Raw genomic sequence first — 17827 nt, forward strand, 5'->3', positions numbered from 1 at the left:
GGTGCCGGCCGCCAGCTATCCCCGTGCGGCGGGCACAGCATGATTTGAATGCAGGGGGGAGGAACCTTAGCGCGTAACACGGGCCCGCGACAATGGGCAAAGCCCGGTTTAATCCAGCGCTGGCTGCACAACCGCCTCATGGGAGAACTCGCCGGCATGGCGCGACACCCAATCACGGGCCATGGCTTCCAGTTGCGCAGGCGTTGGCTCGGCATCTTCGTGCAGGCGGCAGTAACGCTCGATCTGGCACACTTGCTCGCCCATCCGCGCACCGAACAAGGCGTGTTCATCGGTAAAGCAGATACCGATGCGATAGCCCTGTTCGACCTTGCGGCACCAGGCAACATAGCCCGGATAACGGGCGCTGGGCCCCAGGGAAGGGATATGCAGATCGACCGCCGTGCCGGCGCGCCAGGCACGCGGCCAATTGCAGGCGATGCCGCCACGGCCGATAGTGTGCAGGCGTTGGCGGGGAAGGGCGGGAGAGGGACGTTGGATCAACTCGACAGCGACATCATCAGGGGGAGGTAAAAAACGACCCATGTACACGGACTCCGAGCGCCGTCCAGTTGACGGCAATGGCAGCAGTATAGTGAAGGAACTGGAATTGACCGACCTGGATATTGACCAGCAATTGCTGGGATTGCCAGGTATTTCGCTGGTAGTGTTCACCAGTGTCGGTTGTGCCAGTTGCCGCTGGGCACGCCAGCAATTGCCCGGCTGGCAATTGCCGGTGGACCGCGTGTGCTGGGTGGATGCCGGGCACAACGGCGGTGCGGTGCAACGCTACCAGATCTTTCATTTGCCGGCGTTGTTCCTGGTGTGCGAGGGTCAATTCCTTGGGCGATTACAGACACGTCTTACAGCGTCCGACCTCGCCGAATGCGTAAACCAGGCGCTAACCCGAACACCAGAGGATTTGCCATGACAGCAGTTGCAGCCCCGTCGCCACGCATTGGCATTATCGGCACCGGTGCCATTGGTGGTTACTACGGACTGATGCTGGCGCGTGCCGGCTTCGACGTGCATTTTCTGTTGCGCAGCGAATACGCCGCGGTGAGCAAGCATGGCCTGCACGTCAACAGTACGGTGCATGGGCAACTGCACCTGCATCCGGTGCAGGCCTATGCCAGCGCCGCCGACATGCCGCCGTGCGACTGGCTATTGGTGGGCACCAAGTCCACCGGCAATGTGGACCTGGCGCCGACCATCGCCCAGGTGGCGGCGCCGGACGCCAAAGTGGTGCTCCTGCAAAACGGCCTCGATGTGGAAGACAGCCTGCGTGAACATCTGCCGCCGTCGCTGCATCTGTTGGGCGGCTTGTGCTACATCGGTGTGCACCGCTCGGCCCCCGGTGTGGTCGAGCATCAGGCGTTGGGCCGGGTCAACCTGGGCTATCACAGTGGCACGGCGGCCAACGATGAGGTGCAGCAACAGGCGATTGTCGAAGCCGGCGCCGGGCTGTTTCATCAAGCCGGCATCGAGTCCCAGGCCATGGCCAATGTGCATCTGGCGCGTTGGCACAAGCTGGTCTGGAATGTGCCGTTCAACGGCCTCTCGGTGTTGCTGGGCACGGGCACCACGGCCATGATGGCCGATGAGTCCAGCCGCGAGTTGATCCAGGCGCTGATGGCCGAGGTGGTGCAGGGCGCTCATGCCTGCGGGCATGAAATTGCTGCCAGCTACGCCGGGCAGATGTTCGCCATGACCGAAACCATGGACGACTACCTGCCCAGCATGTACCACGACCACCTGCACAAGCGGCCGTTGGAACTGGCGGCCATCTACGCCCGTCCCTTGGCCGCTGCCAAAGCGGCCGGTTGCGAACTGCCACGTATGCAGGCGCTGTACCAGGCCTTGAGTTTTATTGATCGGCACAACCGCTGATTGGGGGGAACCACTGACCATGTGCCCCATGGCATCAGCAATGAGTTGAGAATCCAGACCGAGCGCTAGCTGCTAAGCTCATTCCATCCCCGCCATCCTGGCAGTCCAGGAGGTTTTATGATTCGTTCGATGCTGTTTGCCACGGACCTCGGTCTGTATGCACCCTATGTGATGCAGCATGCACTGGCGCTGGCGCGAACGTTCAAGGCTGACCTGTATGTGATTCACGTGGTCGAACCCATCGGCTTGTTCGCCGAATCGGTGTTGCAGAGCTACCTTGATGAGGCCGCCTTGAGCGAATGGCAGAGCAAGGGGCTGAGCACGGTGATGGCGACGATTGAACAGCGCGTGCTGGACAGCTTTCGCGAGGAGTGGGGGGAAGGCGAGCAGGACCTGCAATGGATTCGCTCGGTCAAGGTGATCCAGGGGGACCCTTGCGAGGTGATTCTCGACCAGTTGCGAAAACTGTCTGTCGACTTGCTGGTCGTCGGCAGTCATAGCCAGGCAACCGGCGTGGCCGTGCCCCTTGGACGCACCGCCGCACGGGTGTTGCAGTTGTCCCCGGTGCCGGTTTACCTGGTGCCGTCGCTGCAGCGTCGGCGCAGTGACGACAGTTGATCGGTAAAAACGATAAAAAGTTCTAGATTTATCCGCCAAACCTTTAATATAGTTATATACCGTCGCTGATACCCGTGGCGTCTATCTGCTTTGAGGGATTGATATGAAGCTTCAACAACTGCGCTACATCTGGGAAGTGGCGCACCACGACCTCAACGTTTCCGCTACCGCTCAAAGCCTCTACACCTCGCAGCCTGGTATCAGCAAGCAGATCCGCCTGCTCGAAGACGAGTTGGGCGTCGAAGTCTTCGCACGCAGTGGCAAACACCTGACCCGCGTCACTCCGGCTGGCGAGCGCATCATCACCACCGCCGGCGAGATCCTGCGTAAAGTCGAAAGCATCAAGCAGATTGCCCAGGAATTCTCCAACGAGAAGAAAGGCACCTTGTCGATCGCCACCACTCACACCCAGGCACGTTATGCGCTGCCGCCGGTGATCCGCGATTTCATCAAGCAATACCCGGACGTGGCGCTGCACATGCACCAGGGTTCGCCGATGCAGATTGCCGAGATGGCCGCTGACGGTACCGTCGATTTTGCCATCGCCACCGAGGCCCTGGAATTGTTCGGCGACCTGGTGATGATGCCCTGCTACCGCTGGAACCGTTGCGTGGTTGTGCCTCAGGGGCACCCGTTGGCCAAGTTGCCGAAGCTGACTCTGGAAGCCTTGGCTGAATACCCGATTGTGACCTATGTGTTCGGCTTTACCGGCCGTTCCAAGCTCGACGAAGCCTTCAGCCATCGCGGCCTCACGCCCAAGGTGGTGTTCACCGCTGCCGATGCCGACGTGATCAAGACCTATGTGCGCCTCGGCCTGGGTGTCGGGATCGTCGCCAAGATGGCGGTCGACACCAACCTTGACAAAGACCTGGTGGTGCTGGATGCCAGCGAATTGTTCGAGTCCAGCGTGACCAAGATCGGTTTCCGCCGCGGTACTTTCCTGCGCGGCTTCATGTGCGACTTCATCGAGAAGTTCGCGCCGCACCTGACCCGCGAAGTGATGGCCAAGGCGATCCAGTGCCACAACAAGCAAGAGCTGGAAGAGCTGTTCGACGGCGTCGAATTGCCCGTCCACTGACACGATTACCCTGTAGGAGCGAGCTTGCTCGCGAAGATCGCCAACGATAACGCGGGGCGCCAGGTTGAATGCGGCGCCCTTGCGTTTCTTCGCGAGCAAGCTCGCTCCTACAGGGGCCCTAGGTTATCTGGCCTCGGTCACCGTAAAGTACTGCCGAGCGCCGGCCACCAGAATCTCCACCTCTTCATCGATACGCTTGCCCAACAGGCCTTTGCCCAGCGGCGAGCGCGGCGTGATGACGGTCACCGGTTGCCCGACCACATCCACTTTCAAACCCGCTGCATCCGGCGCCAGGAACAGCCATTGCTGGCGACCGTCCTCGTCTTCCAGGCCTACCAGCGTGCCTGTCTCTATCCCGCGTTGATCATCGTATGCACGTAGCTGCAGGTTCTGGCACAGCACCAGCGATTGCTTGATCTCCTCCACTCGCCGGGCCTGCCCGGTGGCCAGGTAAGAAGCCTCCAGGCCGAGGGTGTCGTATTTGTTCTCGGCGATGTTTTCTTCGTGGGTCGCGGTTTCGTAGGCGGTCTGCGCGGCGCGTTGGACGATGTCGAGGTCGATGGTGAGCTTTTCCAGGATCAACTGGAGCACGGCGTGTTTATTCATGGCGGTATTTGGCATCAATCGCAGAATTGCAGGACATTGGCCCGCGTCTTTTCATTGGGGGCGTTCTGGTCTTGTTGCAGCCAGAACTGGCATTTGGGGTTGGACAGATTACGCGCGTTGCTTCGTGCCTGGTCCAAGGCCTGTTGTTGTTCCTGTTTTTGCAGGTTCTGTTGGTACTGTTCGAACAGGCGGTTCGGTGGCTGCGGCTCAACCATCGCCGGTTTGCCCAATTGCTGAACCGCCTGGGCCATTGGCGCCAGGCTCTGGGGGAACAGGTAGCGAGACGCCAGCCAGGTGGTCAGTGCAATGGCGATAAACCCCAGCCATACGCCGGCGGCAATCGCAATGCAGAGCTTGAACAGCGACAGTGGACGGTCAGACATAAGGGCCTCCTGGCAGACATTGACGGCATGGCGGTGATTGTCGCACAGCCTCCGTGCAGAATAATCGCGATCAAGCCTTCTGCATCCACGCATTTATGCGGACAATCAGACCTTTGATCGATGGAGCCCGGAATGAAAGCCCGCTGGGATATTTTTTGCAGTGTCGTCGACAACTACGGCGACATCGGCGTGACCTGGCGCCTGGCCCGGCAGTTGGTGGTGGAGCATGGCTGTGACGTGCGCTTGTGGGTCGACGACCTGCGGGCCTTCGAACGCATGTGCCCGGATATTGATGTGCGGGTGGGCCAGCAATGGCAAGAGGGCGTGCAAGTGCGTCACTGGCCGGCCGAATGGCCGGGCGCACACCCTGCCGATGTGGTGATTGCCGCGTTCGCCTGCCAGCTACCGCCTGAATACATGGACCGCATGGCCGAGCGTGAGCGTGCGCCATTGTGGATGAACCTGGATTACCTCAGCGCCGAAGACTGGGTGGTGGGTTGCCATCGCTTGCCTTCGGTGAAGTACAAAGGCGTGCAGAAATACTTTTTCTTCCCCGGTTTTCGCCCTGGCACCGGCGGCCTGTTGCGCGAAGCCGGCTTGTTGGAGCGCCGCCAGGCATTTCAGCAGGATGACGTCGCGCAGCAACAGTTCCTGCAAAGCCTGGGCGTTGCTCCGACGGCCGGCGCGCGTTTGATGTCGCTGTTTGCCTATGAGAATGACGGCTTGGCCGGCTGGCTGGACGTATTGGCGGCCGATGGGCGTGGGACGCACTTGCTGGTGCCGGAAGGGCGCATTCTGGGGGATGTGCAACGCTGGCTAGGCGTGAACAGCTTGTCCGCAGGCGACATCCAGGTGCGCGGCGCGCTGACCGTGCAGGTCATTGCATTCGTGCGCCAGGAGCAATATGACCGATTGCTATGGTGCTGCGAATTCAACGCCGTGCGTGGCGAGGACTCATTCGTGCGTGCCCAGTGGGCGGGCAGGCCATTGCTGTGGCACATCTACCGCCAGGACGAAGACATCCACCTGGACAAGCTCGACGCCTTCCTGGAACTGTACACCGCCGCACTTTCGCCGGCCGCCAAGGCTGCCGTCGTCACGCTCTGGCAAGCCTGGAACGCTGATGGCGATATGGCACAATCCTGGAAAATGCTGCTGGAACATTGGCCCGAGGTCAGCCAGCACGCGCAGAACTGGTGTCTGGAACAAGGCTTGCAGGCCGATCTTGCGACGGCGCTGGTACAGTTTTATGAAAGTTGGATATGATACGCCACCTTGATTTTTGTCAATCCCATCCAAATTTCGGATATACGCAATGAAAACTGGTAAAGAACTGAAACCCGGTACAGTGATCCGTCTCGAAAACGACCCTTGGCTGGTTCAGAAAGCTGAGTTCACCAAGTCTGGTCGTAACAGCGCAATCATGAAGACCAAGCTGAAGAACCTGCTGACCGGTTACAAGACCGAGATCGTCTACAGCGCCGATGACAAACTGGACGACGTGATCCTCGACCGCAAAGAAGCGACCCTGTCCTTCATCAGCGGCGACACCTACACGTTCATGGACACCACTGACTACACCATGTACGAGCTGAACGCTGAAGATATCGAAGCCGTTCTGCCGTTCATTGAAGAAGGCATGGAAGACGTCTGCGAAGCGATCTTCTTCGAAGAGCGCCTGGTTTCCGTAGAGCTGCCGACCACCATCGTGCGTAAGGTTGCTTACACCGAAGGCTCCGCTCGCGGCGACACTTCCGGCAAGGTGATGAAGCCTGCCAAGCTGAGCAACGGTACCGAACTGCAAGTGGCCGATTTCATCGAAATCGACGACCTGATCGAGATCGACACCCGTGAAGGTGGTTCGTACAAAGGTCGCGCCAAGAAGTAATTCTGGCCCCGGCGATACGAAAAAAGCCCGACCTTGAGTCGGGCTTTTTCATGGGCGTCTGTTTATCAGACCGTTACATGCAAGCGCACATCCACGTTGCCACGGGTAGCGTTGGAGTACGGGCAGACTTGGTGCGCGGCGTCGACCAGGCTTTGCGCATCATCCTGGGCCAGGCCCGGCAGGCTGATATGCAGGTCGATATCCAGGCCGAAGCCGCCAGGGATCTGGCCGATGCCCACGTGGGCAGTGATCGACGCGTCATCCGGGATCTTGCGTTTGGTCTGGCTGGCCACGAATTTCAGGGCGCCGATAAAGCAAGCAGAGTAGCCAGCAGCAAACAATTGCTCGGGGTTAGTGGCCTGGCCACCGGTACCGCCCAACTCCTTTGGAGTCGACAGCTTGACGTCGAGGATATTGTCGCTGGAAACGGCGCGACCATCACGGCCGCCAGTGGCGGTGGCTACTGCGGTGTAGAGCGTTTGCATGGGGCGTTCCTCTGTTGTTTAGCGCTAAACATTTGCGCGCTAAGTAGTTGGTGAGATGAATGTATAGCGCTAATGTTTAGTGCGCAAGATAAATTTTCAGCTTTTTTAGGTGAACAAAAAATTTGAGGGGCACCACAGAGCAAAAGTGGGAGCTGGCTTGCCTGCGATGACGGCGAGTCAGCTTGCACATGAGCGGCTGATACACCGCCATCGCGGCATAGGTATCTACACAACTTGTACCCACGATGCGAAGCGAGCCGCTCCTGATCTGCTTTTGATCTTAGGCGCCCCGTCAAACCACGCTGGCCGGAATTCGACAGGGATTTGGGGGGTAAACCGGCAGGGATGCCGGTTTAGCCGCCCCGCGCCATGGATGGCGCGTGGCGGCGGCCCCCCAAATCACTGGCGGATTACGGGCACACCGAGCCTAAGCGAGGTGCCGAGTGGTGGGGCAAGAGCCCTTTTGGTTACTTTTGGGGCTCTTTTCCAAAAGTGACCCGCTGTCAGAGCGGAACCCTAAGTGGCCGTTACCTAAATAACGGATATGTCCCCGGTCCAACTGTGTTGACTGTCAGGCCGCCATCGCAGGCAAGCCAGCTCCCACAGTTGGATCGTTGGGGTGTCAGGTAGATAGGTATCGGCTGTGAGGGCGCCATCGCAGGCAAGCCAGCTCCCACTTCTGAGTGTGTGTAATGCTGGGGCGTGTCAGAGGCTGGTTTGCAGATTGGCGCGCAACGCGATCAGGTCGCCTTGCAGCTTGCGCAATTGCTCCAGCGCCATCCCGCTGGCGCCCAGGATGCATTGCGGAACATCCTTGGCCTTCTCCTGCAAGGCGCGCCCGGCATCGGTCAGCTCCACCACCACCACCCGTTCATCTTCACGGCTGCGGGTGCGGCTGAGCAGGCCCTCGGCTTCCAGGCGCTTGAGCAGTGGCGTCATGGAGCCCGGGTCCGTCAGCAGGCGGCTGCTGATTTCGCTGACGGTCAACTCATCCTCTTCCCACAGCACCATCATGGCCAGGTATTGCGGGTAAGTCAGGCCAATGGCCTGGAGCAGCGGCTTGTAGACCTTGGTCATCAGCAGTGAAGTGGAGTGCAGGGCGAAGCACAGCTGGTTGTCCAGCAACAGCGATTCGCAAGGATCAGGGTTTTTGCTCATGGTGGCGTCTCGAAAAAGCATGTCTGGGCTGGAATCTAGCGGGCAAATCTTTAATGCGCCAGGTAATTTTTGCCGGAGGCGTCAGACCAAGCCACTTTGCAATGCCAGATCCCAAGGCGGCACCGGGCTGAAACGGGATTTGAGATATTCAAGCAACAATCGGCTGCGCGCATTGGGCTGTTGCTCCAGGCGCAGCGCATAAATGCCGGCGGTTTCCGGGCTCGGCAAACCGTCTTCACAAAACAGCGGCAACAGTTCGCCGCGCACCAGGTATTCACTGGCCAACCAGGTCGGCAGGTGAGCGATGCCCAGCCCGGCCAGTGCACCCGAAAGCAGGGCTTCGGCATTGTTGGCGCTCATGCGGATGCGCCGCGGGCGATAGGTGGTGCGGCGCCCGTCCAGTTCGAAGCGCCAGGCGAACATCGGCGCCAGCCCGTCCCAGTCCAGGCCATCATGTTCGCTCAGCTCCCGAGGATGGGCCGGCGTGCCACGGCTTTTCAGGTACGCAGGGCTGGCACAGGCGATACGCACGATACTCGCCAACGGCGTAGCGATCAGCCGGGAGTCGACGATATGCCCGGCGCGCAATACCAGATCGACCTTGCCCAAATGCGCGCCCTGCATATCGACAAAGCTGTCGATCAAGTGCAGGTGCACGTCCAGTCCTGGATACAGGCTCAAGAAGTCCGCAATGACCGGCGCCAGGTGCCGGCGACCGAACGCTGCGGGCGCATCCACCCGGATCAACCCTTCCGGCGCGTGGCTCAGCGAGACTGCTTCGGCTCGCGCCAACTGCAACTCGCTGACAATCCGTCGCGCCCGCTCGGCAAAGGCCAGGCCCGCTGAGGTGGGCACCACCGCATGGGTGCTGCGCTGGAACAGGCGGCTGCCCACTGAATTCTCCAGGCTGTCGATGCGCCGCGCCACGGCCGATGGTGTCAGCGGATGACGGCGCGCGGCGGCGGAAAAACTGCCGGTTTCCAGTACATCCAGAAACAGGCTCAGTTGGTCGGTCAAGGTGTTGGGGTTCATGGCTCAACGCTTATGCGAGTTTGGCACAGCCATTGTGCGTTGCTGTGCGTTTCCGCGCCAGGGCCGACTGCGTAGCATGCCAAGCCTGAAATGGCGGAGTAGCGAGCGGTGTGGGATTTAGTAATGTACCTGGCATTGGGTGCGGCGTTGGGCACCGTGGGTGGGCTGTTTGGCATTGGCGGCGGGCTGATTGCTATCCCGGTGCTAGGCGTGTTGTTCGGCCTGGATCAGCAGATTGCCCAAGGCACCGCTTTGGTGATGGTCGTGCCGAACGTGATGCTCGCCCTGTGGCGTTATCACCAGCGTAACCGCATCGAGTTGCGTCACGCCTTACCCCTGGGTGTGACCGGCTTTTGCTTTGCCTGGCTGGGGTCGATCTGGGCGGTGGGGCTGGATGCGGGCGCCATGCGCATTGGGTTTATTGCCTTCTTGGTGGCGCTGTCTGCCTACAACCTGCTGCGCATGTTCACTCGCAACGCGCCGCCCACCGCGAAAATGCGTTATTCCTGGCCCTGGCTTGGCGTCTTGGGCGCGGCATCCGGTTCCATGGGCGGGCTGTTCGGGGTTGGCGGCGCGGTGGTCGCCACGCCGGTACTCACCAGTGTCTTCGGCACTACTCAAGTGGTGGCCCAAGGCTTGTCGTTGGCCCTGGCGTTGCCTAGCACAGGTGTGACCCTGGTCACCTATGCCTGGCACCACGAGGTGGACTGGATGATCGGCCTGCCGCTCGCGGTGGGGGGCCTGCTGAGTATCAGTTGGGGCGTGAAAGTGGCACATGCCTTGCCGGAGCGTCTGTTGCGCGGCCTGTTCTGTGGCTTTTTGGTGGTATGCGCGGTGATGCTGACCTTCAAAGTTTGAAGCCTTCGACGATGTAGTCCGCCAGGCATTCGGTGATAGGTGAGGTCATCTGCGGGTTACGCAGCAAGCGCAGGTTCATTGACGGCAAAGGCGGGAAGCCTTCGTCGCCGCCGAGCACGCGCAGGTCGTCGGTGACCAGGCTTTCCATGCTGACCATCGCCGCCAGGCCCGCACTGACCACCGCCAGGATCGCTGCTCCGTTAGAGCTGTGATAGGCCAGGCGATAATCTCGCCCAGCCGCCTCCAGTGCGGCACGTGCCCAATGGGTGTACAGGCACTCGTCGCCGGACACCGCCAGGGGTAGGGCATCGTGCTCCTCCACACAAAAGCACGGCGATGCTGCCCACACCATGCGTTCGGTACGCAATAACTCACCCAGATCATTACCGGGCTCGCGGCTGATCACGGTCAGCGCCAGGTCCCGCCGCTGCATCAATACGGTCGATGCTTCACAGTGCATTTCGATCTGAATCAGTGGGTAGGCTTTGGAGAACTGCTTGAGGATCCCAGGCAGAAAGCGCATCACGTAGTCATCCGGCGTGCCGATGCGCACCAACCCCACCATATGCGGCTCGCGCAGGGTATTGAATACCTCGCTGTGCAATTTCAGGATGCGCCGCGCATAACCCAATAGCACCTGGCCTTCGGGCGTGAGCCGTACCTGCCGGCCATCGCGCTCGAACAGTTTGCGCTGCAGCACGTCTTCTTCCAGACGCTTCATCTGCATGCTCACCGCCGATTGAGTGCGGTTGACCTGCTCGCCGGCGCGGGTGAAACCGCCTTGGTCGGCAATCGCGACGAAGGTGCGCAGCACGTCTGTGTCTATGCTGGGATAGGCGGACAATTGATCAATCTCCGAGATGCATTGCATAAGAAACATTCGTTGGATTGATCATAATGCCAAGCACACACTGTCGTCATCCCCACTGGAGGGCGAGAAGATGAAAGGTCAAAAAGGTTTCATATCGACGGATAAATGGCCGTTTGCCGGGCTGTTTCACACGTTCGCGCGTTGGCAGCTATTGCATCAGGAGCGCCAGATGCTGGCGACCCTGAGCGATGACGCACTCAAGGACATCGGGCTCAATCGCGCCGATGTAGAACAGGAAAGCCATCGGCATTTCTGGGAAGACCCGCTGCGAAAATAAGCCTGGATGCAGTAGGGTAGTGGGCGAGCTTCTATGGAGATTGCCATGCCCGCCGACCTGTGTTTTTCACTCAAGCAAGCTCGACGCATGGCGCTGGCAGCCCAGGGATTTTCCGGGCGCCAGGCGCCTGCACAGATAAAGGCTGCGCACCTCAACCGCCTGATCGAACGCCTGGGCGTTTTACAGATCGACTCGGTCAATGCGCTGGTGCGTTCCCACTACCTACCCGTGTTTTCCCGCCTTGGTTCTTATTCCCCGTCAATTCTTGAGCAAGCCGCCTGGAGCCAGGGGCGGCGACGTTCACTGTTCGAATACTGGGGGCATGAGGCGTCGCTGCTGCCCATGGCCCTGTACCCGCTGGTGAAGTGGCGCATGGAGCGCGCCCGGCAAGGGCAGGGGATCTATGCGCAAATGGCGCGTTTTGGCCGTGAGCAGCAGGCGACTATCCAGCGCGTGTTGCGCACCGTCGAACAGCAGGGCGCCTTGGGGGCCGGCAGCTTGTCGACCCGCGAGGAGCGTGCCGGGCCCTGGTGGGACTGGAGTGATGAAAAGCACGCGCTGGAATGGCTATTCGCCGCAGGCTTGGTCACGGTTGCCGGTCGTCGAGGGTTTGAGCGACTTTATGATGTGCCCGAGCGCGTTATCCCCGCCGAGGTGCTCAATGTCTCTATGGGGGAAGCTCAAGCGCAGCGCGGCTTGCTGTTGCACAGTGCGACGGCGCTGGGTGTCGCCACCGAAAAAGACCTGCGCGATTATTTTCGCCTCGACCCCGCCGACAGCCGCAACCGCTTGGCCGAGCTGGTCGAGGATGGGCAACTGCTGGCGTGCCAGGTGCGGGGCTGGAAGCAACCCGCGTATTGCCTGGCGCAGCCGAAACTGCCACGCAACGTACTGGTCAGCGCATTGTTGTCGCCGTTCGATTCGCTGATTTGGGAGCGCAGCCGCACCGAGCGCCTGTTCGACTTTCGCTATCGGCTGGAGATCTACACCCCGCAAGAAAAGCGCGTGTATGGCTATTACGTGTTGCCGTTTCTGCACAACGAGCGCATTGCCGCGCGCGTCGACCTGCGGGCCGAGCGTGCCCATGGGCGCCTGGCCGTGCATGCCGTGCACGAGGAAGAGCCGGGGCTGGATGAGGAAGGCATATTGGCGCTGGCGATGAACCTGCGAAAGATGGCCGACTGGCTAGGGCTGGAACAGGTCCAGCTCAATTGCCAGCGGCCCAGTGCTGCCCGGTTAAGGGCAGCGATGCTGAACCGAGATACCAACCTTTAAACCTCTATCGCGGGCAAGCCCGGCTCCCACAGAGAAACGCGTTCAAATGTGGGAGCCGGGCTTGCCCGCGATAGCGTCATCCCCGTCGATAAAACGTCAGCGCTTTACCTGTTTCAAGGTCTCGGCAATCAGAAACGCCAACTCCAGCGACTGATCGGCATTCATCCGTGGGTCGCAATGGGTGTGATAGCGGTCTGACAGGCCATCTTCGGTAATTGGCCTTGCGCCGCCGATGCATTCGGTGACGTTCTGCCCGGTCATCTCGATATGGATCCCGCCGGCATAGGTGCCTTCTGCCTGGTGCACCTGGAAGAAATCCTTCACTTCGCCAAGGATCTGCGCAAAGTCGCGGGTCTTGTAGCCACTGCTGGCCTTGATGGTGTTGCCGTGCATCGGGTCGCTGCTCCACAGCACTTGCTTGCCCTCGCGCTGCACGGCGCGGATCAGGTTGGGCAAATGGTCGCCGACCTTGCCTGCGCCCATGCGGGCGATGAGGTTGAGGCGGCCAGGGTCGTTATCCGGGTTGAGGATGTCGATCAGGCGGATCAGGTCGTCGGGGTTCATGCTCGGTCCGACCTTCACGCCGATCGGGTTGTTCACCCCGCGCAGGAACTCGACATGGGCGCCATCCAACTGACGGGTACGGTCGCCGATCCACAGCATATGCGCCGAGCAGTCGTAGTAGTCGTTGGTCAGGCTGTCACGGCGTACGAAGGCTTGTTCATAGTTGAGCAGCAACGCTTCGTGGGCGGTGAAGAAGCTGGTTTCGCGCAATTGCGGCGAGCTGTCCATGCCACAGGCGCGCATGAAGGCCAGGGTTTCGTCGATGCGGTCGGCCAGTTGGCTGTACTTTTCAGCCAGGGCTGAGTTGGCGATGAAATCCAGGTTCCACTTGTGCACTTGGTGCAGGTCAGCGAAACCACCCTGGGCAAAGGCGCGCAGCAGGTTGAGGGTGGCAGTGGACTGGTGGTAGGACTGCAGCAGGCGGTCCGGGTCTGGCACGCGGCTTTTTTCGTCGAAGCCGATGCCGTTGACGATATCGCCACGGTAGGCGGGCAGGGTGATACCGTCGATGGATTCATCGTTGGCCGAGCGTGGCTTGGCGAACTGACCGGCCATGCGCCCGACTTTCACCACCGGGCAACCGGCGGCGAAGGTCATGACAATAGCCATCTGCAGCAGCACCTTGAAGGTGTCGCGGATCTTCGCGGCGGAAAACTCGGCAAAGCTCTCGGCGCAATCGCCACCTTGCAGCAGGAAGGCACGGCCCTGGGTCACTTCGGCAAACTGACGGCGCAATTCGCGGGCTTCCCCGGCAAACACCAGGGGCGGGTAGCTCGCCAGGCTTTGTTCCACTTGCAGCAAGTGGGCAGCGTCCGGGTATCGGGGTTGCTGCTGGATCGGCAGGGCTCGCCAGCTATCGGGGCTCCAGGGTTGGCTCATCATGAACTCGTTTGCGGGTGGATGTCGGGGCGTCAATGTTAGCAGCAATTAGTACGTGACCTGTGGCTGCCGCTTGGCCGACAATCGCGCCTTTGTCGTGCGGTAGACCCTTTAGGAGTAGTGATGAGCGAGGAGCGTGTCGAGCGCCTGCTGGCCGAAGTCCATGATGAATTCGGCATGATCCGTGTGCTTGAAGTGGCGGATTACCGCTTTCTCGAATTCGGCGATGCCATTGAGCAAAGCTGTGTATTCACCGCTGACCCAAGCTGGCTGGAGTACGACTACACCCGCGCGATGCTGATTGGTGCGTTGTGCCATGAGCAGCCGGAGAGTGCGTTGTTTCTCGGCCTGGGCGCGGGCACGTTGACCCAGGCATGCCTCAAGTTCCTGGCGCTGGACGATGTCGAAGCCATTGAACTGCGCCCTGATGTGCCGCGCCTGGCGATTGAATATCTGGGGCTGGATGACGATCCGCGCTTGTACATCCGCATTGGTGACGCGCTGCAATTGCTCGACAGTGCCGAATCGGCCGATCTGATTTTCGTCGACCTCTACACCGATGTCGGCCCGGGCGTGGGGCATCTGGCCTGGACCTTTCTGGAAAACTGCCAGAAGAAACTCAACCCCGGCGGCTGGCTGGTGATCAACCAGTGGGCTACCGATGATGGCAAACCGTTGGGGGCGGCGTTGCTGCGTGGGTTGTACCACCGGCATTACTGGGAGCTGCCGGTGAAGGAGGGCAATGTGATTCTGTTGGTGCCTTCGGATCTGGATCAGGAACTGGACCTGGATGCGCTGTCTGCCCGCGCCGAAGCCTTGGCGCCGCGGTTGGGGTACTCGTTGCAGCCGTTGATCAAGGCGATTCGGCCAGCAACTTAGTTGTCAGTTCGGGCGCTTTCGCGGGCAAGCCCGCTCCCACAGGGGATTGCATTTCAGCAGAGAATGCAATTCAACTGTGGGAGCGGGCTTGCCCGCGAAGAGGCCCTCACTGCCGACCGCTAATTCAGTTCGTTCAAATCCCCTTGAACACCCCCGGCCGCTTCTCGACCATCGCCCGCACCCCTTCCTTGGCATCTTCGCTATTGAGCAGCTTATCCACCATGGGCGGCAGTGCGGCGGCGGCGACAGCTTCGCCTTCCATCCGCGCCAGCCGCGCCGACATCAACGTGGCCTGCACACCCAGCGGTGCCTGGCGCGCAATGCGGTTGGCCAACTCGATGGCGCGGGGCAACAGGTCTTCACTGGCCATCACTTCCTGCACCAGCCCCAGGCGCAGGGCTTCATGGGCGTCGAATTCGTCGCCAGTGAGCAGCCAGCGCATCGCATTGCCCCAGCCGGCAATCTGATGAAAGCGCAATGTCGCGCCGCCAAATGGAAAGATCCCACGTTGAACTTCCATCTGGGCAAAGCGGGTATTGCTGGCGCAGAGGTTGATATCCGCCGCCAGCATCAATTCGATACCGATCGTCAGGCAATAACCCTGGGCGGCAACGATCACCGGCTTGCTCACGCGCGGGCCGGCAAACACCCCCCACGGGTCGCACCCTCCCAGCGGCGGTTGCCAGCCGCCCGCCATCACGCTGCTGACATTGGCCAGGTCCAGCCCGGCCGTGAAGTGATCGCCATGGGCAAACACCACGGCCACCCGAGCGTCATCGTTTCGATCAAATTCGCCATAGGCCAGGCTCAGCGCATTGAGCAAGTCCAGGTCAAAGGCGTTGCGTTTGGCCACACGGTCCAGGCCCAGCAATAGAACATGGCCCTCAAGTGCGCGGCTGACACGGCTACTGCTGGCTTGATTCATGGGGTGTGCCCTCGGGCGCGGGTAGGTATTCAGACCAAAGGGTCTCAAACATTGGGTGAACCGTTTAAGCTTTATGACCAGCAGGGCCGGGCCTTTGAAAAATAGACCCTGGCGCACGGATCTGCAAAGGGTGTGACGCAGTGCGGTTTATCGGTGCGTGGCGAGAAAAAAAGCTCCCTTTTTCAGCTATTTCCGGTATAGTGCGCGCCGGCCTTTAACCGGGCCGCGTTTAGGTAGCGCAATTCCCCGAAGTCAGCTTCGGCTGCACGTCCGCACAGCGGACTCTCCCTTGACGAATCTTTTTCATTCATTCGTTTTCGCAAATCCCCGCCGACAAAGCAGCCAGGGCGACTCTTGAGTCTCAACACGGCATGCGCAGCTTTGGAGCATGGGTCTTTGCGGATGCACTTAGAGGCAGACCCATGACCCAGGAAACCGGCGGCTTCGCCGCTTTTAATCTTAACCCGAATATTCTTGCAGCCGTCGCAGCGACCGGCTACGAAGAACCTTCGGCGATTCAGCAGCAATCGATCCCGATCATCATGGCCGGTAAGGACATGATTGGCCAGGCGCAAACCGGTACCGGTAAAACCGCCGCGTTCGCCCTGCCTATTCTGCATTGCATCGATCCTGCCAAGCGCGAGCCGCAAGCCCTGATCCTGGCGCCAACCCGTGAGTTGGCGCTGCAAGTAGCAACCGCCTTTGAAACCTACGCCAAGCAAATGCCGGGTGTAACTGTTGTGGCCGTTTACGGCGGCGCGCCTATGGGCCCACAACTCAAGGCAATCCGTAATGGCGCACAGATTGTTGTCGCCACTCCGGGCCGTCTGTGCGACCACCTGCGTCGTGACGAAAAAGTCCTGTCGACCGTGAACCACCTGGTTCTGGACGAAGCTGACGAAATGTTGAAGCTGGGCTTCATGGATGACTTGGAAGTCATCTTCAAGGCACTGCCAGCGACCCGTCAGACTGTACTGTTCTCGGCTACCCTGCCGCAGTCCATCCGTGCCATTGCCGAACGCCACCTGCGCGATCCGGAGCACGTGAAGATCCAGACCAAGACCCAGACCGTTACCGCGATCGAACAGGCTCACCTGTTGGTTCACGCTGACCAGAAGACCTCGGCTGTATTGAGCCTGCTGGAAGTCGAAGACTTCGACGCCCTGATCATGTTCGTGCGCACCAAGCAAGCGACCCTGGACCTGGCCAGCGCCCTGGAAGCCAAAGGCTACAAAGCCGCTGCGCTGAACGGTGACATTGCCCAGAACCAGCGTGAGCGCGTGATCGACTCCCTCAAGGATGGCCGTCTGGACATCGTTGTGGCGACCGACGTTGCCGCCCGTGGCCTCGACGTTCCACGTATTACCCACGTGTTCAACGTTGACATGCCTTACGATCCTGAGTCCTACGTTCACCGTATCGGCCGTACTGGCCGTGCCGGTCGCGAAGGGCGTGCATTGCTGCTGGTGACTCCACGTGAGCGCCGCATGCTGCAAGTGATCGAGCGTGTTACTGGTCAGAAAGTTGCCGAAGTCCGCCTGCCGGATGCCCAGGCCGTTCTCGATGCGCGCATCAAGAAACTGACCAACAGCCTGGCGCCACTGGTGGCTGACGCTGAATCGACTCACGGCGACCTGCTGGACCGCCTGACCGCCGATATCGGTTGCACCCCGCGTGCCCTGGCTGCAGCTCTGCTGCGCAAAGCCACCAACGGTCAAGCCCTGACCCTGGCAGCCATCGAAAAAGAACGTCCACTGGTTCCGAACAGCGCGCCACGCGGTGATCGTCCAGAGCGTTCCGGTGACCGTCCAGACCGTGGCGACCGTGAGCGTCGTGCTCCAGTGCCATTGGCTGAAGGCCGTGCTCGTTGCCGTACCGCGCTGGGCGCGCGTGATGGTATCGCTGCCAAGAACCTGCTGGGCGCTATCCTCAACGAGGGTGGCCTGGCGCGTGAAGCCATCGGTCGTATCCAGGTGCGTGACAGCTTCTCCCTGGTGGAGCTGCCGGAAGACGGCCTGGAAAAACTGCTGACCAAGCTCAAAGACACTCGCGTTGCCGGTAAGCAGCTCAAGCTGCGTCGCTACCGCGAAGATTGATCCGCCCTTGGGCTGATTGATCGCACATAAAAAATCCCCGACTGGTTCGGGGATTTTTTTTGCCTCCT

The 17827-nt window shown here is 60.4% G+C and carries 20 protein-coding genes; 11 read left to right on the forward strand and 9 right to left on the reverse strand.

Going from position 1 to position 17827, the window contains the following annotated elements:
* Positions 1 to 108: 108 nt before the first annotated feature.
* Entirely contained in the window at positions 109 to 543 is a 435-nt protein-coding gene (locus tag V8689_RS08630) for a PilZ domain-containing protein (protein WP_056789323.1), read from the reverse strand.
* Here V8689_RS08630 and V8689_RS08635 point away from each other — a divergent pair.
* The 4 genes from V8689_RS08635 to cysB all read left to right on the forward strand — a co-directional run bounded on the left by V8689_RS08635 (position 542) and on the right by cysB (position 3583).
* Positions 542 to 928: a thioredoxin family protein gene (locus tag V8689_RS08635; protein ID WP_056789320.1), complete on the forward strand. Its 387-nt coding sequence runs from the start codon at positions 542 to 544 to the stop codon at positions 926 to 928. The two genes, V8689_RS08630 and V8689_RS08635, sit on opposite strands and share 2 nt — an antisense overlap.
* Positions 925 to 1887 (forward strand): putative 2-dehydropantoate 2-reductase, encoded by a 963-nt coding sequence (locus V8689_RS08640; RefSeq protein ID WP_056789318.1) that lies wholly within the window; start codon positions 925 to 927, stop codon positions 1885 to 1887. The genes V8689_RS08635 and V8689_RS08640 overlap by 4 nt, the downstream gene beginning before the upstream one ends.
* 117 nt (positions 1888 to 2004) lie before the next feature.
* A complete protein-coding gene (locus V8689_RS08645) occupies positions 2005 to 2505 on the forward strand; it encodes a universal stress protein (RefSeq protein ID WP_003189875.1) in 501 nt (166 codons plus the stop codon).
* Between the two features lie 103 nt (positions 2506 to 2608).
* Positions 2609 to 3583 (forward strand): HTH-type transcriptional regulator CysB, encoded by a 975-nt coding sequence (gene cysB, locus V8689_RS08650; RefSeq protein ID WP_003189876.1) that lies wholly within the window; start codon positions 2609 to 2611, stop codon positions 3581 to 3583.
* Positions 3584 to 3706: 123 nt separating this feature from the next.
* Here cysB and V8689_RS08655 read toward each other — a convergent pair whose 3' ends face one another.
* Together V8689_RS08655 and V8689_RS08660 are read right to left on the reverse strand one after the other, a co-directional pair.
* Positions 3707 to 4189 (reverse strand): GreA/GreB family elongation factor, encoded by a 483-nt coding sequence (locus V8689_RS08655; protein ID WP_056789316.1) that lies wholly within the window; start codon positions 4187 to 4189, stop codon positions 3707 to 3709.
* 14 nt (positions 4190 to 4203) lie between these two features.
* Positions 4204 to 4572, reverse strand: a complete 369-nt coding sequence (locus V8689_RS08660) for a hypothetical protein (protein WP_056789314.1) — start codon at positions 4570 to 4572, stop codon at positions 4204 to 4206.
* Between the two features lie 132 nt (positions 4573 to 4704).
* Here V8689_RS08660 and earP point away from each other — a divergent pair, with 132 nt between their 5' ends.
* Complete coding sequence (gene earP, locus V8689_RS08665; protein ID WP_056789313.1) at positions 4705 to 5838, forward strand: elongation factor P maturation arginine rhamnosyltransferase EarP; 1134 nt, start codon at positions 4705 to 4707, stop codon at positions 5836 to 5838.
* A gap of 49 nt (positions 5839 to 5887) precedes the next feature.
* Entirely contained in the window at positions 5888 to 6460 is a 573-nt protein-coding gene (locus V8689_RS08670; RefSeq protein ID WP_003172723.1) for an elongation factor P, read from the forward strand.
* 65 nt (positions 6461 to 6525) lie between these two features.
* Here the strand turns inward: V8689_RS08670 and V8689_RS08675 are convergent, their stop codons facing one another.
* The 3 genes from V8689_RS08675 to V8689_RS08685 form a co-directional block, all read right to left on the reverse strand.
* Positions 6526 to 6945: an organic hydroperoxide resistance protein gene (locus tag V8689_RS08675; RefSeq protein WP_308908566.1), complete on the reverse strand. Its 420-nt coding sequence runs from the start codon at positions 6943 to 6945 to the stop codon at positions 6526 to 6528.
* A gap of 705 nt (positions 6946 to 7650) precedes the next feature.
* Entirely contained in the window at positions 7651 to 8103 is a 453-nt protein-coding gene (locus tag V8689_RS08680; protein WP_056789311.1) for a MarR family winged helix-turn-helix transcriptional regulator, read from the reverse strand.
* Between the two features lie 81 nt (positions 8104 to 8184).
* Positions 8185 to 9135, reverse strand: coding sequence for a LysR family transcriptional regulator (locus V8689_RS08685; protein ID WP_056789308.1), 951 nt, complete (start codon positions 9133 to 9135; stop codon positions 8185 to 8187).
* Positions 9136 to 9243: 108 nt separating this feature from the next.
* Between V8689_RS08685 and V8689_RS08690 the strand changes: the two genes are divergently transcribed.
* Positions 9244 to 9993, forward strand: coding sequence for a sulfite exporter TauE/SafE family protein (locus V8689_RS08690; RefSeq protein WP_056789306.1), 750 nt, complete (start codon positions 9244 to 9246; stop codon positions 9991 to 9993).
* Here the strand turns inward: V8689_RS08690 and V8689_RS08695 are convergent.
* The gene (locus V8689_RS08695; RefSeq protein ID WP_056789303.1) at positions 9983 to 10864 is read right to left on the reverse strand and encodes a LysR family transcriptional regulator; all 882 of its coding nucleotides are present in this window, start codon (positions 10862 to 10864) and stop codon (positions 9983 to 9985) included. The genes V8689_RS08690 and V8689_RS08695 overlap by 11 nt on opposite strands.
* A 70-nt stretch (positions 10865 to 10934) precedes the next feature.
* On the opposite strand from V8689_RS08695, the gene V8689_RS08700 reads away from it, so the two are divergent.
* Complete coding sequence (locus V8689_RS08700) at positions 10935 to 11141, forward strand: DUF1127 domain-containing protein (protein WP_056789300.1); 207 nt, start codon at positions 10935 to 10937, stop codon at positions 11139 to 11141.
* A gap of 45 nt (positions 11142 to 11186) precedes the next feature.
* Entirely contained in the window at positions 11187 to 12416 is a 1230-nt protein-coding gene (locus V8689_RS08705; RefSeq protein ID WP_056789297.1) for a winged helix-turn-helix domain-containing protein, read from the forward strand.
* Positions 12417 to 12512: 96 nt separating this feature from the next.
* Here V8689_RS08705 and V8689_RS08710 read toward each other — a convergent pair whose 3' ends face one another.
* Entirely contained in the window at positions 12513 to 13859 is a 1347-nt protein-coding gene (locus V8689_RS08710) for a class II 3-deoxy-7-phosphoheptulonate synthase (RefSeq protein ID WP_060766050.1), read from the reverse strand.
* Positions 13860 to 13982: 123 nt separating this feature from the next.
* Here V8689_RS08710 and V8689_RS08715 point away from each other — a divergent pair, with 123 nt between their 5' ends.
* The gene (locus tag V8689_RS08715; protein ID WP_056789292.1) at positions 13983 to 14738 is read left to right on the forward strand and encodes a spermidine synthase; all 756 of its coding nucleotides are present in this window, start codon (positions 13983 to 13985) and stop codon (positions 14736 to 14738) included.
* Between the two features lie 133 nt (positions 14739 to 14871).
* Here V8689_RS08715 and V8689_RS08720 read toward each other — a convergent pair whose 3' ends face one another.
* Complete coding sequence (locus tag V8689_RS08720) at positions 14872 to 15663, reverse strand: crotonase/enoyl-CoA hydratase family protein (protein ID WP_014717676.1); 792 nt, start codon at positions 15661 to 15663, stop codon at positions 14872 to 14874.
* Between the two features lie 422 nt (positions 15664 to 16085).
* Here V8689_RS08720 and V8689_RS08725 point away from each other — a divergent pair, with 422 nt between their 5' ends.
* Positions 16086 to 17759 (forward strand): DEAD/DEAH box helicase, encoded by a 1674-nt coding sequence (locus V8689_RS08725; protein WP_003189900.1) that lies wholly within the window; start codon positions 16086 to 16088, stop codon positions 17757 to 17759.
* The last annotated feature ends 68 nt before the right edge of the window (positions 17760 to 17827 follow it).

Origin of the sequence: Pseudomonas sp. AK181 (assembly GCF_051122975.1) — a bacterium.
Classification (GTDB): Bacteria; Pseudomonadota; Gammaproteobacteria; order Pseudomonadales; family Pseudomonadaceae; genus Aquipseudomonas; species Aquipseudomonas lactis.

What these genes read in the sequence shown, in the direction of transcription:
- V8689_RS08635 (WP_056789320.1), top strand. Translation starts at nt 542, where the DNA reads ATGTACACGGACTCCGAGCGCCGTCCAGTTGACGGCAATGGCAGCAGT.
- V8689_RS08630 (WP_056789323.1), bottom strand. Translation starts at nt 543, where the DNA reads ATGGGTCGTTTTTTACCTCCCCCTGATGATGTCGCTGTCGAGTTGATC.
- V8689_RS08640 (WP_056789318.1), top strand. Translation starts at nt 925, where the DNA reads ATGACAGCAGTTGCAGCCCCGTCGCCACGCATTGGCATTATCGGCACC.
- V8689_RS08645 (WP_003189875.1), top strand. Translation starts at nt 2,005, where the DNA reads ATGATTCGTTCGATGCTGTTTGCCACGGACCTCGGTCTGTATGCACCC.
- cysB (WP_003189876.1), top strand. Translation starts at nt 2,609, where the DNA reads ATGAAGCTTCAACAACTGCGCTACATCTGGGAAGTGGCGCACCACGAC.
- V8689_RS08655 (WP_056789316.1), bottom strand. Translation starts at nt 4,189, where the DNA reads ATGAATAAACACGCCGTGCTCCAGTTGATCCTGGAAAAGCTCACCATC.
- V8689_RS08660 (WP_056789314.1), bottom strand. Translation starts at nt 4,572, where the DNA reads ATGTCTGACCGTCCACTGTCGCTGTTCAAGCTCTGCATTGCGATTGCC.
- earP (WP_056789313.1), top strand. Translation starts at nt 4,705, where the DNA reads ATGAAAGCCCGCTGGGATATTTTTTGCAGTGTCGTCGACAACTACGGC.
- V8689_RS08670 (WP_003172723.1), top strand. Translation starts at nt 5,888, where the DNA reads ATGAAAACTGGTAAAGAACTGAAACCCGGTACAGTGATCCGTCTCGAA.
- V8689_RS08675 (WP_308908566.1), bottom strand. Translation starts at nt 6,945, where the DNA reads ATGCAAACGCTCTACACCGCAGTAGCCACCGCCACTGGCGGCCGTGAT.
- V8689_RS08680 (WP_056789311.1), bottom strand. Translation starts at nt 8,103, where the DNA reads ATGAGCAAAAACCCTGATCCTTGCGAATCGCTGTTGCTGGACAACCAG.
- V8689_RS08685 (WP_056789308.1), bottom strand. Translation starts at nt 9,135, where the DNA reads ATGAACCCCAACACCTTGACCGACCAACTGAGCCTGTTTCTGGATGTA.
- V8689_RS08695 (WP_056789303.1), bottom strand. Translation starts at nt 10,864, where the DNA reads ATGCAATGCATCTCGGAGATTGATCAATTGTCCGCCTATCCCAGCATA.
- V8689_RS08700 (WP_056789300.1), top strand. Translation starts at nt 10,935, where the DNA reads ATGAAAGGTCAAAAAGGTTTCATATCGACGGATAAATGGCCGTTTGCC.
- V8689_RS08705 (WP_056789297.1), top strand. Translation starts at nt 11,187, where the DNA reads ATGCCCGCCGACCTGTGTTTTTCACTCAAGCAAGCTCGACGCATGGCG.
- V8689_RS08710 (WP_060766050.1), bottom strand. Translation starts at nt 13,859, where the DNA reads ATGAGCCAACCCTGGAGCCCCGATAGCTGGCGAGCCCTGCCGATCCAG.
- V8689_RS08715 (WP_056789292.1), top strand. Translation starts at nt 13,983, where the DNA reads ATGAGCGAGGAGCGTGTCGAGCGCCTGCTGGCCGAAGTCCATGATGAA.
- V8689_RS08720 (WP_014717676.1), bottom strand. Translation starts at nt 15,663, where the DNA reads ATGAATCAAGCCAGCAGTAGCCGTGTCAGCCGCGCACTTGAGGGCCAT.
- V8689_RS08725 (WP_003189900.1), top strand. Translation starts at nt 16,086, where the DNA reads ATGACCCAGGAAACCGGCGGCTTCGCCGCTTTTAATCTTAACCCGAAT.